This is a genomic window from Mogibacterium diversum (assembly GCF_002998925.1).
GTDB lineage: Bacteria > Bacillota > Clostridia > Peptostreptococcales > Anaerovoracaceae > Mogibacterium > Mogibacterium diversum.
Genome location: NZ_CP027228.1, coordinates 1,706,905 through 1,721,604 on the forward strand (window position 1 = coordinate 1,706,905; position 14,700 = coordinate 1,721,604).

The window sequence follows — 14,700 nt, forward strand, 5'->3', positions numbered from 1 at the left end:
GAAGTTGCTTGGAACTATTACTAGCTATGCATTTCAAAATTCTACTGACTGCGGTCATAAACCATAGTAAATAAACAAATAAAATACATGTGATTTAAAAGATTGATAAAAATTATATGTATTTCTATGATATACTAAAGTTAGTCATGGTTAACTAAAATTTAATATATCTAACTATCATTTTAGGAGGAATGAATGGGTAAGAACGCGATCTTAAAGCCGATATTGATCGGCGCACTCATCCTAGCAGTGGCAGGGGGAATCGCTTTCGCTATGTTCGGAGGTGGAGCTGATAAATCAGAGAAATCTGCAGTTTCCCACAAGAAAGAACAGACGGATGTAGCTGATGAGCAAAATACGCCACAGGAGAGTGAAGATAAGGGTACTGCAGGGGACTATGAGACTAATAGTAACGGGGAAAGCGGTAACAGCGCGTTAAACAGGAGCTCGGGCGATAGCCAGAGAGCAAGAAGAGTTATTTCTCATAATAGAGTTCAGAATCAGACAGCTACTTCACGAGTGGTTAAGAACGGAACTAGCACAGTACCAGCTGTAAAGCCTTCGAAGCCAGCCGTAGAGCCATCAAAGCCTGTCGTGAAGCCATCTAAACCAGATGTAAAGCCGGGTGAAAATCCTGGTACAACTCCTGGTGGAAACTCAGGCATAAACCCTGGCTCAAATCCAGTGAACCCTGGTACTAATCCTACGGTTAATCCAGGAGAGCAGGTAACTCCTGCGCTGGATCTAGATGCTAGGGTAGAAAAAGAGATCAGTGAATTCATGAGAACAGGAGAGCTCAAGGACGGACAGTTTATCGGACTCGGTGATGGATTCGATGAGGCTAGAGGCGGAGTTAAGACTGTTGTCAATATCAAGAACAATGTCATCGAGAGCATCGTATTCGTCGAGGGTCAAGGCTACTCAGGACTCGATTACATGGGTATCTCGTCGAGAGTAATACCACACCTATGCGGAGAAGCTGGCAAGAGAAACATCGCTATTCTCAAATTGTACAGAAAGTACATCGACCAGATTGCTGGCGCAAAGGATCATGCCAAGGAGGCGGAGAAGCTTCTAGGCAAAGAGTATGCGAGCAAGATTACAGATGCGAGAAGAGCAGAGCTGGTTTCGCCAGTTATCAGACAGTATCTGGGTGAACATCACAAATGTAAGAAGATGATGGATGCAATCTCTGGAGCTACACTAACTACAGGCGGAGTTGGACTATCCGTGGATAACGCCCTAGAGCTTTCTGAGAATGACAAGAAGACAGGAAACGATATAACCGATATCAAAATGCTAGAGCCTACAGAGATTAACGGATATACAGGCCAGAGAGTGCTAAAGTCCGATATCGCGAAGCCTCTTGATCTGTCGAGCATAAAGGTTGAACTCGTTAAGGAAGATGGCACCAAGATCGTGGTTCCATACTCTGAGTTCGGCAAATACGGAATAGAAGTGACCAACAGGGATACTGGCGAGAAGCTTTACGATAAGATGAATCTCTCTGATGAAACTAAGAGCCAGGCGTTAATCGCTAGAGTTACGCATAAGGGCTCGAAGAGACGTACGGAATTTGCGATATTCTTTGAATCTTACAGCACAGATTACATCACTAAGATGGAATACAGCTTCGATGGCGGTAAGACTTGGGAAGAGGTAACTGACCCTGCTAAGTCTGAAGAAAATAGTAATAACATAGCATACAGACAGACGATAAAGCTCAATAAGGACTACTTCGGCAAGAAGGCTATATTTAGAACTACATCGATTAGTGGCAAGCACTATGTATACGAGAGCAGATTCAAGGTTGATGAATACAACTACAAGTTCAGCTTCAACTGCATCAACAAGGACTACGAAAAGAACAAGAACGCTAACTTTGCGCTCTACATCACTTTCGTAGAAGATATCGACAATGAAGATCCTGGCACCGTTGATAATAACCATGACGAGGGAAATCCTGACGAAGGAAATGAAGTTGAAGATGAATTTACACCAGTGCTGTCATCTAAGATAATCAACAAGAAGGTTGGAGATGCAGAACCTACTCTGAATGAGTACAAGGCACTCATCTCAAACTTCCCAAATGACGGCAGCGTAACGCTGGAGGTACTCGACCACCCAGATATGTCGGAAAACGGATACACTTTGGTAAAGGTAAAAGTAATTTCGCACAGCACAGGGAAAGAGTCCATCGTAACGATTGGCGTAAGTGTTGCGTAGGAAGCGTTTAAAACGAACTAGGTGTATAGCAAGCACCTAGGGGCTATGATATTTAATCAAGTGATAATGGTAATAAGAGCGAGGCAGATGCCTCGCTCTTTTGCTTTTATATGCAGAGACACTATGGCGTCTATGTATGGGCGCATATTAGGTGACATGACGGGATGAATCTGACAATATAATAAAAAATTTTTATTTGTACAAAGCGCGAAAGTCTTGATTAAACTATGAAATATATATAGAATTTAAATATTAAAGGTAAAGATTAAGGACAATCGGAAGTTAACTAGAGATAATGCTTTCAGTGATGTATTCGTAATGTAAAAGGAGCGAAGATACATGAATAAAAAACGCATTTGGAGTATTGTGCTCTCTATCTTCATGGTAGTGAGTGCAGGATTTAATTCACTTTTTGTATGGGCTGATAGCGGCTCTCCGTCAGGGACGACAGCTACTAGATCAGGCTCATCTCAGCCTCTTGACTACAATTTTAATGTAGACTGGGCGAACGGAGTATCATCTGGGGTAGTCGACTATCACTACGATGATGCTACAGACCCAGATCATAAGAAGCTTATTATGACACCTACTAACGACAATCTTAAGGTCGGGACAGTAGGGTATTCTTTGGCTATCAATAACGATGCAAATACTAAGCTACCAGCAGGCTCTATCAAGATAACCATGCCGAACTACCTGTTCGATTCATGGACTGATAAGTATGCGGTAAATAGAGTAGACGGCGGTACCCCTAGGAATACCGTCTCTTGGCAGATTCCTAAGGCTCCTGCGACATCTGCAGTGAGTGACTTTAACTACGTTGATAACGGCGACGGCACCTATACAGTGACCAACTTCAAAGAGGTTGCAGGCGGTGCTAAGCTTCACTTTGAACAGGCATTTCAGTTCAGACCTTCATATATCAAGGTAGATAGTGACGGAGTACAGCAGAGGAATCTAGACTTTAAGCTTGAGATAGACACCAACGGTGACGGCACTCCTGATGTGACCACTAACCGTTCGCTTACGGCGGAGATACAGAACAAGACGAAGCCAGTATCGTTAAATCTAAAGAAGGATAATCTATCGAAGGCTAATGGCGTATACATGAACTGGCAGAACTCTTGGGGGCCAGCTCCTAGCGATGCCAAGGATTACTTCTACGTAGTGTGGTACGCAGATATGAAGCGCGGTAGGACCGATACCGTTCCTTTTGATTATGAAGTAGTTCAGGATAACAGCGATGGAGAGCTGGTTGGAGCGACTAAGCGAAACAGCTATTATGTGCCACCTTACGACAAGCGTGGATTTCTGAGTGCATTTGATATCGACCGATACACTGTTACATCATATCCAGATATTGCTGCCAGCGGATGGCAGAGCAGGCTCAATCAGCCGGGAATGTTCAAAGAATACACGCCTGGGTTTATGCTACATACATTGCAGGGATGGACATATACTGACTGGGATAGCGATAGGATGGTGATGCTGAAGCGTTATCCTATGACGATGCTCGAAGATGCTAAAAACCGAGGTGTAGACCTCTCTGCTACCGGTATACCAGTTAGCAATAAGGTTACAGTCAAGACAAAGCTTGCAAACGGCAAAGTTATGACTGAGACAGATACAGCGACTGCAACGGTTAAAGTAGGCAATTATACTGGTGTTAATAACATCTGGAAATATGATTACAGTAACCACTCTTATGGCGGATCAAATATGACAGGTACGCTAGATTTCGTTTTGAATGGGGAAACTAGAGAACTTCGTAGCCGTGGGCAGTATAAGACCTTTGAGACCGAGGTTGAGGGAAGTCCACGAACCGAACCTATATACAACAATGCTACTGGGGAGTATACCGTTAAGCCGTATACCGCCGAGATTGAAGAGGGACCACTATACAGTTCCTCCAAGATGAACAGGCTTAGACCTAACTACAGTTTCAGCAGCAACATACCGGATATGACGAAGCTCCAGGATGAAGATGCGACTTACAAGAGTGTGGCGATAACGCTAACTTCTCATGATGGAATGAAGTCAGTAATCGGAGGTTGGACCACAGATAACAACGAAGATGTTACCCAGTCCAGATCACATCCTATAGAGATATGGACTAGGAAGTCAGGTGAGAACTCTTACACCAGATACGGCAAGATAACCTTTGACAGCACAGGCAAGTACACATTCACGTCCGATGATGGTAACACAGTTGTCGACGATGCGAAGGGAAAGGAGATACCTCTGCCAGCTAATACGAGCGGACTGAAGTACAAGTACACCAGTGAGTACTACAATTACAACTTCAAAGCCGATACTGTCGCTGAGGTTCATCCGACGGCGAACATGAAGCGCATATTGCAAGCGGATAAGGATCAGTATGGGGCTTCATTCATATCATCTAGTGCAAAGGTGAGCTACTCCGAGAGTGGACAGGCAGGTGTGACCACCAATACAGAAGGCAATCCACTAAAGATACAGTCTGTAGCTATGACCTCTATAACACCAAGCTTCGGAGAGGGGATTGTTTACTATCCACAGAATATCGTAGATGACCCAGTAAAGGGCGTGCAGTCCAATAGGATAACCGCTCGCTATTATCAGATTTCATCCCTTAATGACTCAGGGCTACCCGATAGGGACTATCTAAATAAATACGTGTACAAGAAGGGTACGATTTACACGCTGCTGCCACTAGGTACGAGCGTGCAGAAGTCGAGCGTGCAGATGACAGCAGGTCCTGGATATCAGGATCGCGCTATCTCTCAGGGCAGTGACTTCAGTGTTGAGATGATCGAAGACTGGGAAGGCTCAGGTCAAACCATGATGAAGGTGGATTATGAGCTGCCACCTAGAGTTACAGATGTTAGGAATTTTAACGACCATAACTACTTCATATATTTAAACTATACGCTAGATAATCCATACAGCAACATAGTTGATAGAGGTAATAGTGTCACGCTCACATCTGCTTTAAAGGTAGATCCTGACGGCAACGATTACGTACTGCCTAAAGAAAGTGACATTTCTAATAAATTCAACAGACTGACGGAGAAGGATAAGTTCAACAGTCTGGTAAATGGTGATTATAAGTACTGGCGCTTTATTGGTGACACAGTTCAGTTTAATCCTGTAACGGTTACACAGTCAGGACTTACCAAGGAAGTTGCTAACACTATCGACAATTCGTATGGTAGCAAGACAGATGCATTTATCGGCAACCAGTACAGCTACAGATTGGCATACACATCTTCCAACTATACGAGAACTGATAAGCTCGTGTTCTACGATGTGCTCGATAACGGAGGCGAGAATGCTCCTACAGAGTGGAAGGGAACGCTAGACAGAGTAGATGTTCGTTCAATGTCTAATAGATCTGCTTACGGCCGCCAAGGTGAGTATGCAAAGCCAGTCGTGTACTATGCGACAACGGTGCCAAGCACATTTGACGTAGATGATCACTCTATATGGTCTACAACTATGCCAGCCAATAAGAAGGACATAAAGGCTATAGCCGTAGATGTCCGCAAGACTAATAAAGGCAATGATTTTATACTAGACCAAGGTAATAGCCTCAGCTTCTACGTATATATGAATGCTCCAAAGGATAAAAACCTTGCAGGCAAGAAGGCGGTAAATGAGACTGTAGCCAATGCTCGTAACTTTGCTGGTGATTCGGCAGGACCAAGCGACAGGCTATTAAAGTACAAGGCTCACTCGGAGATTACACTTCATAATCCTGAATTAGAGCTACATAAGGAGTCGACCCCAGCTACTGGTACAGAGGCTGCGCCAACTGAGGTTACAAATGAAAAGGATACTCCTATCACGTACACTCTCAAGATCAAGAACAAGAATGACCTACTAGCAACCAGAGACATAAACGTCGAGGACGTTATACCTGATGGCCTGACAGTTGATAAGGATAATATCCGCATCAAATCAACTGCGCTAGGGCTCAACAATGTGCTGCTGAGAGATGCGACTGGGGTTGGACTCACAACAGATGGACAGAAGCTGAAGTTCAACGTAACTCTGCCAAAAGACAGTGATATGTCGATAACCATCCCAACCAAGCTAACGGATAAGACAGTTAAGACCACTGTGTTCAAGAATACGGCTAAGATTACAAGCGCCGACGGCGTACCGATGGATGTAAAGAGTGAGACTACATATCACAAGGCTATCCGCCAGTACGATTTAAATTACGTAGTGACAGGGGATACTACTTACGGACTTCCAACTGACAATGCAGTACCAGCTACAGTAACAGGCATTGAATATGACCACAACCAGACACTAGCTGCTCCACTATCATCGAGCACGCATGCTACAAGCGCAGGCGTACAGGGTGAGTGGAAATTCGAAGGCTGGAAGAAATCAGCTTCCGATACGAGCACGATTAGCTCAGTCAATGTTCGTAAGAACGAGACAGTGTATGGAAACTGGAGATTTGTGCCATATAAGAATGTTAAAGTCACTAAAAAGTGGACAGACCACACAGGGGCAACAGATACAGCGCCTGTTAGCAGCGTTAAGGTTGACCTGCTTCGCGATGGCGTAGTGATAGATACCAAGGATGTTAAGGCTGCTGATAACTGGACTTATACGTTCAGCAATCTAGTGTCATTTGATATCGCAACAGGCCACATCTACACATATACAGTTCAGGAGCATGGACTTAACGCACAGTCCAAGATTGACTACGGCGCATATAGATACACTGCAACTACGACTGGAGATGTGACGAGCGGATTTACCATCACTAATAAAAAATCCATGCCGTGGTCACCTATGATTCCGGCAACTCGCAGTGTTACGGTAACGAAGCAGTGGAGCGGTGTATCGCAGAATTACAAGGATGCACATTCAGTAGTGGTGAAGCTGTATAAAAACGGAACTGCTACAAATAGAACAGCTACTCTGTTGAGCAGTAACAATTTCAAGGCGACATTTGCAGGCCTCCTCGATTCGGATACGGTGACAGGGGCAAAGAACGTCTATACGTTCAAAGAGCTAGATGCTGACGGGAACTCGCTTGAGGAAGGTGCAACTCTAGACATCAACAACAGGCACTTTACCGTGCACTATGATGGCAATAAGATTATAAATACGTTCAACAACGTAGAGCGTTCAGTGTCCGGTGATAAGCACTGGGATGACGCTGATGATCAGGACGGAGTAAGACCTAGCGAAGTGACCTTTAAGCTATTTGCGAATGGTGTTGATACAGGTAAGACCGCGAAGGCGACAAAGGCAAACCACTGGCATTACGAGTTCAGCGGACTCGATACATATGACGAGGATGCTGCAGTGATAAACTACACCGTTAAGGAAGTGCCGGTAGAGAAGTACACAGCAGATCAAAACGGTTATGATTTCACGAACAAGCATGTGCCATATACCAGAACAGTCAAGGTGACTAAGAATTGGAAAAATGACACCGCAGCTAACCGTCCAGCATCAATTACAGTTCGTCTAAAGGCGGATGGAAATGAGGTAGACACCAAGACAGTTAGCCCTGACTCAGATGGAAAGTGGACAGTTGATTTCGAAAATCTGCCAGTCAACAAGAACGGCAAGGAAATCAAATACACTGTCACCGAGGATGAGGTTCAGAAGTACAATGTCGAGTACTCTGGCAACATGGATGATGGAATGGTGATAACCAACACTAGGATCAATGATCCTGCCCCTAAGGTGGTTAAGAAGCATGGACCTAAGACTGGAGATACTATGTATCCACTAGTGTACGGAGTCGTACTGCTATCATCGATTCTAGCGCTGATGGTGATCATCATCAGAAGAAAGTCTAGAAGGGCATAGAAATCTTTTCTCAGAGATACACACATAATTATGAGAAAGACAAAAGCGAGGTAAGGGTTAACCTTACCTCGCTTTTTCTTTGTTAGCGTTATGTCTCGCTTAATCTCTTAATTCTCTTTAATCCCAGTTCAATCTACGGCGTATACTATAGCACAACCTGCTCAAATTTGAAGCCGTGCTCTCTGTCAGATTTGTCATCGGTGATGTGATACACATGGTATTCATCGGGTGACAGATCGGTGCTACCGAGGAAAATTTCCTTGGAGCTACCGAACTTATCTACAGCAACTCTCACCGATATACCGCAGCTCGTCGAGATATGGCGAGGCACGGGCATGACGGTGCAGCCGAGAGCCTTTAGAAGCTTCTCTGTAGCTATAGCGCCGTGAGTCGACTCGAATGTGTATAGATAATACTCTTCAGTCATAAAATATCTGCTCCACCCTTATAGAGTGATAACCTTGGATACTTCCTGCATAGCTCCGAGGATATCGAACATGTTGCTCACAGTTCCAACCTTGCAGTCGTCCTTAACTCCGTAGAAGTTGAGGCAAGTTCCGCATACGAGAACCTTAGTTCCCTTCTCGATTAGAGTATTTAGATTGTCGACAATCTGCTCTTCGATGCCAGTGGTTAGCTTAACACCTTCGTTCATGAATAGAACGTATGAAGGGATGTTGTCACCCTCTGAGAGTGTGAATATAGCCATCTTGGCAAGGTTTAATCCAAGCTCTGGGTCGCCAGTACCTACGGAAGCCTTGTTGAAAAATACTGCGTAGCTATCAGCTGAGAAGCTGCTTGCGCTCTCAGGAACTTTTCCATCTCCATCAGCAAAGCTTACGAGGAACTTATCGCCCTCTGGAGCTGAACTGATAGGTCTGCCATATGCGTTACCGAGTCTCTCTAGGTTATCGATCTGTGTCTGTCCGTCAACGATAATCTCGAGGCTCTGAGTACCATTATCTAATTCTTTCTTTGCCATAATTACAGGGATTGGGCATGCCTTGCCTGCTGCATCTAGTCTCATCTTGTGATACCTCCAGACTAATAATTCAAAATAAAATATACATTATTATCATAGCAGTGTCGGAAAGGTACTTCAAATAGAAATCTAAAATATCGGCAGGCTAAAGTATATGGTGAATTACCTTGTATTTTCACAAAGATAGCCACAAAATGGGTGCATTTTATAGTAATATAATTATGTATGTGTATGTGCAGATAGAGAGGTGGAATTTTGCTCAGGAAATTTGTAAAAAGTCCGTATATCAAAGCTTCAATCGCACTGATTGTCAGTGGCTCCGTGCTTATCATGCTGTCAAATGTGCTTAGCAAGACGAGATTCACCGCTGGCATGGAGACGATTAACAAGACACTCATGCCGGTATACATCGGTGTGTTCATAGCGTTTCTGCTGTGCCCGATATATAACAAGCTGGTGAGAGGCATTTATATAAGGCTTAGGGATAGCGGCGATATATCTCATGAGGCGCTTAAGAGACCTTCCCGCACGAGGCTGGCAGGAGGCAGAGTTAAAGCTGTAGATGACCCTACAGTGAGGATGAAGAGGAACCTCGCCATAGCTAAGATCGGTGCGAGTGCGATATCTATTATGATAATCGTAGCATTCTTTGCGCTAATAGGTTATTTTGTCATACCGCAGATAGTCATGAGCATCGTCAACCTGATGAACACCATGCCGCAGAGACTCGCTTACTTCTCCTCTTGGTCAGAGCACCATCTGCAGAGCTTTCCACAGATCGTCAAGTGGATCAACGAGGCTGCAAATGCAGGTACCAGCGAGATTATCGACTGGATAAGGGATAACATACTGAAGGATAACTTCCAGAACCTAGCCAATCTGGTTTCGGCGCAGATTATAAGTGTTGTGCGCGGAAGTGCGAATTTGTTCGTCGGCATACTCATATCGATATACCTGTTAAATTATAAAGAGATAATATTTGCAAATACTCGCAAGATAGTTGCTGCGACATGCTCCGAGCAGAGGTCGAGAAGCCTCTATGAGTTTGTAAAGATAATAAACGAGACATTTATCGGATTCATCGTCGGAAGAATTCTCGATGCGATAATAATCGGTATCCTGACATATGTGTGCCTGCTTGTGCTGAACATGCCACTCGCACTGCTCATCGCAGTGATCGTCGGCGTGACGAACGTAATCCCTTTCTTTGGACCGTTCCTAGGAGCTATCCCATCGGTGTGCCTCCTCATGCTGGAGGATCCTGTTAAGGCTGGATACTTCATCGTTATGATATTCGTAATTCAGCAGCTCGACGGAAATGTAATCGGGCCTAAGATAGTCGGCAGTGCGATAGGAATAGGCAGCTTCTGGGTTCTGATCGCGGTACTTATCGGTGGCGGACTGTTCGGCTTCCTCGGCATGGCGCTTGGAGTTCCGGTTTTTGCAGTGTTCTATAGATATGCTGGCAAACTGACTAATAGCAAGCTGAGAAAACGCAGCAAGGAGACCGACATAAGGTCGTATACAGATTATGCCAAGTTCGGTATTGAAGAGAAGGATTTATACGGAGAGAATCATGTCACAGAGAAGCTTAATAAAGATAAGCCTAATAGATAAGATAAGTGAGTTCATACCTGAAGCTCAGATAAGACAGGATGAGTCGATGAGTAAGCACTCGTCCTTTCGCATAGGGGGTTCAGCTGATGCAGTTGTGACCGTCTGTAGTGAAGAGGAACTCAGCAAACTCCTGAAACTACTTCATGCTGAGGACGCAAGATATATGCTGATTGGAAATGGCTCCGATCTACTGTTCGCTGACGAAGGATACCGCGGCGTGATAGTAAAGCTCGGAGGTGATTTCGAGCATATCGAGCTACTCGAAGCGGTAGATGATGTGATAAGAGCTGGAGCGGCTCGCATGCTGTCAAGCACTGCTAACTTCGCTAGGGATAACGCTCTAGCAGGACTTGAGTTCGCATCTGGAATCCCAGGGACTTTAGGCGGCGCTCTCTTCATGAACGCAGGTGCATATGGCGGAGAGATGAAGGACGTAGTCGAGAGCGTAACTCTTATGAAATCTGATGGAAGCTCGGTATATGAGCTGTCAGGTGAGGAGATGAAGTTCTCATATCGTGACAGTGTACTGCAGCATAATGATGATATTGCAATTTATGCAAGGGTCAGATTGCATAGGGATGATAAAGAAGCTATCGCAGAGAGGATGAACGAACTCGCCGAGAAGCGCAGAACGAAGCAGCCGGTGAATTTTCCGAGCGCAGGCAGTACATTCAAGAGACCTGTAGGCGGATATGCGGCAGCTCTAATCGAGGAGGCTGGACTAAAGGGTAGGACAGTCGGAGGTGCGCAGGTATCTGAGAAGCATTCGGGCTTCGTTATCAATATAGGGGGTGCTACCTCTAAGGACGTGAGAGAACTAATCGATATAGTGGCTCAGGAAGTCGAGCAGAATTCGGGGATTAAACTCGAACCTGAGGTGAGAATTATCGATGCGGAATAGAATTAAAAGGGTATAAGGGAAAAAGGAAGCGATAAGCTGATGGAAAACAACATTAAGAAGCTATATAAATTGACGGCGGACTACCATACTCACACGAGGTATTCGCACGGTAAGATGTATGCGCATGGCAAGGGGACAGTCCTTGAGAATGTCGCTGCAGCTTCAGCCAAGGGACTGAGCGAGCTGGCGATTACGGATCACGGGCCGGGACATAAGTTCTACGGGCTCAAGATGGGTAAGCTGGCAGCTATGAGAGCGGATATCGAGGAGGCTATGAGGGAGTTTCCGAATGTCAAAGTCCTGCTAGGAGTAGAGGCCAATATCATCAACACTCCTAATGGACTAGATATCAAGAAGGAGAACCTAGGTAAATTCGATATCGTCAACGCTGGATACCACTACGGACTCCCGCATGGCTACATGACGGCCAATTATATATGCTGGCACGCAGGACTGCCGTCTGGAAGCAGGGAGCAGCTCAGAAATAAGAACACCGATATGGCTCTAAGGGCGCTGTATGAGAACGATATATTTCTACTGACACACCCTGGGGACAAGGGCCCGTTCGACATGAAGGAGCTCTGCAAGGCTTGTGAAGAGACGAACACGCTTATGGAAATCAGCACTCGTCACACGCACCTCACCAAGGAGGAAATCGAGATAGCGGCGAATTACGATGTGAAATTTGCCATAAGCAGCGATGCGCATGTGCCGGATAAAGTTGGTACTTATATCGCTGGTGTAGAGAGGGCACTCGAGGCAGGGCTCGATCTAGAGAGAATTGTCAATATTGAGAAGAGGTAAGAGATGAAGATTGTCATAGTCACAGGGATGTCGGGTGCAGGCAAGACAAAGGCCGCAGATTGGCTGGAGGATCAGGGGTACTACTGCATCGACAATATGCCACCTAAGCTGGTGATGAATTTTGTAGAACTTTCGATGACAAATGGCATGGACAAGATTGCGTTCGTTGCCGATGTCCGTGGCGGTGAGTTTTTCTCCGATCTTGTAGAGGTTATCGATCAGCTGAAGAGCAGCGAGCAGATAGAGAGCGAGGTATTCTTCGTAGATGCGTCGACGCCAACGCTGGTTAGGAGATTCAACGAGACGAGAAGGCATCACCCGCTCGCGAGCGGAAAGGTTACACAGGCTGTAATCGAAGAGGAGCGAGCAAGGCTTGAGAGCGTGCGTAAGAAGGCTGATTACATCATCGACACCAGCACCATGAAGGTTGCTGATTTTAACCTGGCGATGAGGAGAATATTCCTCGGCAAGGAGGGAAATCAGTTCAATATCAACGTGACTTCATTTGGCTTTAAACATGGAATTCCAAGCGAATCAGACATCATGGTGGATGTCAGGTTCATCCCTAATCCATACTACGTGAAGAGTCTCAAGAAGCTCACCGGTAACAATAAGAAAATCGTAAACTACGTGTTCAAGTCAGACCTAGCAAATGAGTTCGTGGACAAGTACCACGCGCTCATCAAGGAGCTCATACCTGGCTACATCCACGAGGGGAAGTATCATCTCAATATCGCCTTTGGGTGCACCGGCGGTCACCACAGATCAGTGGCAATCGCTAACAAGATGGCAGAGCTCTTCCACGAGGACGGATACAGAGTGACGGTGACACATAGAGACCTTGATTTTATCGCAAAGGGAATTAGCAAGAAATAGATAGATTATAGATAAGCGAAAGCCCTTATGCAGTGATCAAGCGGTACAAATTATAACTTGAAGGGAGTCATACAGATAGATGTCTTTCTCATCACAGACTAAGGGCGAACTAGCGCGCATCATGCCGAGCAAGAAGTGCTGCATGCTTGCGGAAATTACGGGATTTCTAAGGGTAGCAGGCAGCCTCAGACTTGCTGGTGGCGGAAAATTTACAATAGTAGCATCGACAGAGAATCCAGCGATTGCAAGGCACTATAAGACCTTGATCAAGGAATACTTCGGTAGCAACGCTGGTATCGAAGTCGGAAATTCACAGATGCCGGGGAAATCACGCGGTAACTATAGATACAGATACTCTCTGGTTATCAGGCCAGAGGAAAAGAGCTCGCAGATATTACGTGAGACCGGCATGATGCTCATCCGAGAAGGTGATGAGTTTCTTAGTGACGGCATCTACCAGCCAATTGTCAGGAGTAAATGCTGCAAGAAGGCTTATCTGAGAGGGCTATTTCTCGGTGTCGGCACCATGTCCGACCCCAAGAAGAGCTATCATCTGGAATTCGTGCTCAATAGCGAACATGTCGCACATGACCTAAGGAAGCTAATCGGTAGCTTCGTCGACCTGTCAGCTGGTCTAATCGAGCGCGGAGAAGAGCATATAGTATACATGAAGCGCGCTGAATACATCAGCGATATGCTTGGAATCATGGGTGCTAATGAGGCGATGCTTGAATTCGAGAATATCAGAATCGGCAGAGGGCTCAGGCGCGAAGTAAACAGGATCTCGAACTGTGACAACGCAAATGTAGACCGAACCCTGACCGCCGCCGAACAGCAGATCCGCCATATAGAAATCATCAAGGACAAGCTAGGCCTAGAAAACCTCGAACCTGTACTTCGCGACACTGCGGAGCTCAGGCTTGAGCTCCCAGGTGCCAGCCTATCGGAGATAGGCGAGGCCCTGAGCCCGCCAATCAAGAAACCAGGCGTAAGTAAGCGCTTCGCTAAGCTGAAGGAGATAGCGGAGGGGCTGGAGAGGTAGATCATGATATTGAAAGTGCCAATCTGGAGCTGAAAGTGACAGTTGAGAGCTGATGGGTGCTGAAACTTTGGGAGTTTCATGGCTAATAATTTGGTGGAGATTTTAGCAGGGGTAAGACTGAGAAGCAAGGAAAAAAGGATGGGATTTTAGCGGTTTGGAATTCAAAAATCAAGCGCAAAAGTGACCGATTTTAGCGGCTAGAGGAATAAAAATCAAGTCATGACTAATATATAATTGGTGGATTTTAGCAGTTGGGATTTGAGAAATCAAGGCCTGCAGATAATGAAGTTGAAATTTTAGCAGGAGCAAGTTCTGAAATCAAGACTGATTGTTAAGAATTATGGGTGAAGATTTTAGCGGCTGCGGAATTAGAAATCAAGCATAAAGTGAAAAATACGGATGAGGTTTTAGCGGACGCGACAACTAAAA

Annotated in this window: 9 protein-coding genes; 7 read left to right on the forward strand and 2 right to left on the reverse strand. The window is 45.4% G+C overall.

Annotated features, from left to right (window positions below; all coding sequences use genetic code 11):
* Positions 1-195: 195 nt before the first annotated feature.
* The gene (locus C5Q96_RS08180) at positions 196-2,226 is read left to right on the forward strand and encodes a hypothetical protein (protein WP_106057889.1); all 2,031 of its coding nucleotides are present in this window, start codon (positions 196-198) and stop codon (positions 2,224-2,226) included.
* Between the two features lie 339 nt (positions 2,227-2,565).
* A complete protein-coding gene (locus C5Q96_RS08185) occupies positions 2,566-8,049 on the forward strand; it encodes a Cna B-type domain-containing protein (protein WP_106057890.1) in 5,484 nt (1,827 codons plus the stop codon).
* Between the two features lie 145 nt (positions 8,050-8,194).
* Here C5Q96_RS08185 and C5Q96_RS08190 read toward each other — a convergent pair whose 3' ends face one another.
* A complete protein-coding gene (locus C5Q96_RS08190) occupies positions 8,195-8,476 on the reverse strand; it encodes a DUF3343 domain-containing protein (RefSeq protein ID WP_106057891.1) in 282 nt (93 codons plus the stop codon).
* Positions 8,477-8,494: 18 nt separating this feature from the next.
* Positions 8,495-9,076, reverse strand: coding sequence for a sulfurtransferase-like selenium metabolism protein YedF (gene yedF / locus C5Q96_RS08195; RefSeq protein WP_106057892.1), 582 nt, complete (start codon positions 9,074-9,076; stop codon positions 8,495-8,497).
* A 210-nt stretch (positions 9,077-9,286) separates the two neighbouring features.
* On the opposite strand from yedF, the gene C5Q96_RS08200 reads away from it, so the two are divergent.
* The 5 genes from C5Q96_RS08200 (at position 9,287) to whiA (ending at position 14,271) form a co-directional block, all read left to right on the forward strand.
* Complete coding sequence (locus C5Q96_RS08200) at positions 9,287-10,648, forward strand: AI-2E family transporter (protein ID WP_106057893.1); 1,362 nt, start codon at positions 9,287-9,289, stop codon at positions 10,646-10,648.
* A complete protein-coding gene (gene murB, locus C5Q96_RS08205) occupies positions 10,608-11,549 on the forward strand; it encodes a UDP-N-acetylmuramate dehydrogenase (RefSeq protein ID WP_106057894.1) in 942 nt (313 codons plus the stop codon). Before C5Q96_RS08200 ends, murB begins: the two co-directional genes overlap by 41 nt.
* A 39-nt stretch (positions 11,550-11,588) precedes the next feature.
* Complete coding sequence (locus C5Q96_RS08210) at positions 11,589-12,353, forward strand: PHP domain-containing protein (protein ID WP_106057895.1); 765 nt, start codon at positions 11,589-11,591, stop codon at positions 12,351-12,353.
* A 3-nt stretch (positions 12,354-12,356) separates the two neighbouring features.
* Positions 12,357-13,229, forward strand: a complete 873-nt coding sequence (rapZ, locus tag C5Q96_RS08215; RefSeq protein ID WP_106057896.1) for an RNase adapter RapZ — start codon at positions 12,357-12,359, stop codon at positions 13,227-13,229.
* Positions 13,230-13,308: 79 nt separating this feature from the next.
* Positions 13,309-14,271, forward strand: a complete 963-nt coding sequence (gene whiA, locus C5Q96_RS08220; protein WP_106057897.1) for a DNA-binding protein WhiA — start codon at positions 13,309-13,311, stop codon at positions 14,269-14,271.
* The last annotated feature ends 429 nt before the right edge of the window (positions 14,272-14,700 follow it).